We start from the raw sequence: 2,694 nt of genomic DNA on the forward strand, positions 1-2,694 counted from the left end.
AGGAAAGGGCTTCTAAAACATCCCCCTTATTTATGGCACCCCTGTTTTCCAGATCAGCTATTGTTCGGGCCACTTTCAGAGTTTTATCATAACTTCTGGCAGAGAGACCCAGGCTTTCAATGGCACCTTTCAAAATTTTTAAACTCTCACTGCCAAGCTTACAATATTTTTTTATATCTTTTTGAGTCATATTTGAGTTAAGCTTCCCCTCTTCCATTCTTTTCCCCTGCATTTCTCGGGCAGACTCCACCCTCTTTCTTATGGTTTCCGAAGACTCACCTTCTCCGTAGTTCAAAAGTTCCTCTGTTTTCAGTTTTTTAACTTCAACATAGAGATCCATCCTATCAATAATGGGACCGGATATTTTTTTCTTATAGTTATTTATCTGGTGCTGAGTACAGGTACATTTACCACCCTCCTCAAAAAGTAGCCCGCAATTACAAGGATTGCTGGCTAATACCAAAATAAAATCAGTGGGAAAGTCAACTCTGTAGGAAGCCCTTGTAATGGATATCTTCCTGTCCTCCACTGGTTGCCTCAGTGTTTCCAGGACATTTTTAGGAAACTCTGTAGCTTCATCCAGGAAAAGTACTCCTGTATGGGCCAATGTTATCTCCCCTGCCTTAGGAACCCTACCTCCCCCCACCAGTGCCACGACTGACGATGAGTGATGCGGGTTTCTGAAGGGTCTCTTGTTCACAATGGGAAAACTCCCATCCAAGAGTCCGTTGCTGCTGTATATCTTGGTGGATTCCACAATCTCTTTTTGGGTCATACTCGGCATGATGGTCGGAAGCCTTTTAGCAAGCATGGATTTCCCTGACCCCGGACTTCCCACCATAAACAGATTATGTCCCCCTGCTGCTGATATTTCAAGGGCTCTTTTGGCAGCATACTGTCCCTTTACCTCTTTGAAATCAAAAGCATCTCTGTTTTCTTTGCCTTCATATTCATCAGGGCAGTTTTCATTATACTCTTGTATTTTCCCCTCATCGATGAATTCCACCACCTCTCTCAGGCTTCTCACAGGCACAACCTCTATACCCTCTATCATCACAGCTTCTCTCATGTTTTCCATCGGAATAACTATCCCCTTGAGTCCTTTTTCCTTTGCACATATGACAGCATTTATGACTCCATTAGTCCTTTTTATATTTCCGCCTAATGACAATTCTCCTATGAACATATAATCTGAAAGTCTGCCATCCTCTTTTATATATCCGAAAGACCTCATTATCCCTATGGCTATGGGTAAGTCGAACTGAGGTCCCTCTTTTTTTATCCCTGCAGGGGAAAGGTTCACCAAAATCCTCTTGGGATTCATGCTAAAACCGCAGTTTTTGATTGCAGCCTTTACTCTTTCCCGGCTTTCTGATATTGCCGCATCTGCAAGACCTACTATATTAAAAACAGGCAGACCGTTGCTTATATCCACCTCGACTTCCACCTGATACGGGTCTATCCCCAGAAAACCCGAACTCAAAACTTTTGCAAGCATTTCATCACCTCACTGCATACTTTTATTCCTATATCTTTCTTTTACTCATAAAGTTTCCTTTTTTATTTTCACAGACACAGGTTCAAAAGAAATTATTCCGGAACCTCTGACAACAAAATAAATCTAATAAAAATAACAAGGAGGTAAAAAATTGAATCCTCTACCAGATAGATTAAAATTTATAAAAAAATTGATTTAAAACACTGTTTTTTATTAAAATCCTGTGTTAAACTTATATGTAGTAACTTTTATTTAGGAGGAGAATATATGAAAAAGATTTTTGCATTTCTGTTAGTTGTAATGATGCTGGCACTTACTGCCTGCGGTGGTAAAAAAGAAGCAGCAAAAGAAGAAACATTAAAAGTTGGAATAGTTCTTTCCATAGGAGGACTTGGAGATAAGTCTTTCAACGACTCTGCTTACAGAGGTCTAGAGCAAGCTAAAAAAGATCTAGGAATTGAGTTCAAGTATGTAGAGCCTGCTTCACCTGCAGAGGATGAGCAGTTCCTTAGAGAATTTGCTGAGGCTGGATATGACTTAGTTGTTGCAACTGGTTTTCTTATGAAAGATGCAACTGAAAAAATGGCTAAAGAATTTCCTGATGTTAAGTTTGCAATTATTGATGAGGTAATCGAGTTACCAAACGTATCTTCACTTGTTTTTTCTGAAGATGAAGGATCATTCTTAGTAGGAGCCCTTGCTGCCATGATGAGTGAGACTAATACTGTTGGATTTGTAGGCGGAATGGAAGTTCCTCTTATCAAGAAATTCCAAAGAGGATATGAAATGGGGGCTAAATACGTAAACCCTGACATAAAAGTTCTTGGACTATTTACTTCAGGACCAAACCCATTCAACGATCCTGTTAGAGGTAAGGAAAATGCACTTTCACTTATCAAACAAGGAGCAGACGTTGTATACCATGCAGCAGGAGGAACTGGTGTAGGGGTTATAGATGCTGCTAAAGATTCTGGTGTTTTCGCAATAGGTGTTGACTCAAATCAAGACAACGTTGCTCCAGGAACAGTTCTTACTTCAATGGTAAAAAATGTTGATATAGCTGTATATGATACTGTAAAACAGATTTTAGACAACGATTTCAGAGCTGGTGTCAATAGATTCGGAGTAGCTGAAAATGGTGTAGGAACTACTGATTTTGCAAATACAAAAGACGTTATCGGAGAAGAAAAATTAAA

General features: G+C 39.6%; 2 protein-coding genes. One reads left to right on the plus strand and one right to left on the minus strand.

Translation table 11 applies throughout. The features are described 5' to 3' along the window. The coding region (locus tag ABZA26_RS12045) for a YifB family Mg chelatase-like AAA ATPase (RefSeq protein WP_372714761.1) at positions 1-1,498 on the minus strand (1,498 nt) is incomplete at its 3' end. A gap of 267 nt (positions 1,499-1,765) precedes the next feature. On the opposite strand from ABZA26_RS12045, the gene ABZA26_RS12050 reads away from it, so the two are divergent. Then, positions 1,766-2,694 (plus strand): BMP family protein (locus tag ABZA26_RS12050; RefSeq protein WP_372714762.1); only part of this gene is annotated, 929 nt, incomplete at its 3' end.

The sequence above is a fragment of the Ilyobacter sp. genome (genome assembly GCF_041583315.1).
Classification (GTDB): Bacteria; Fusobacteriota; Fusobacteriia; order Fusobacteriales; family Fusobacteriaceae; genus Ilyobacter.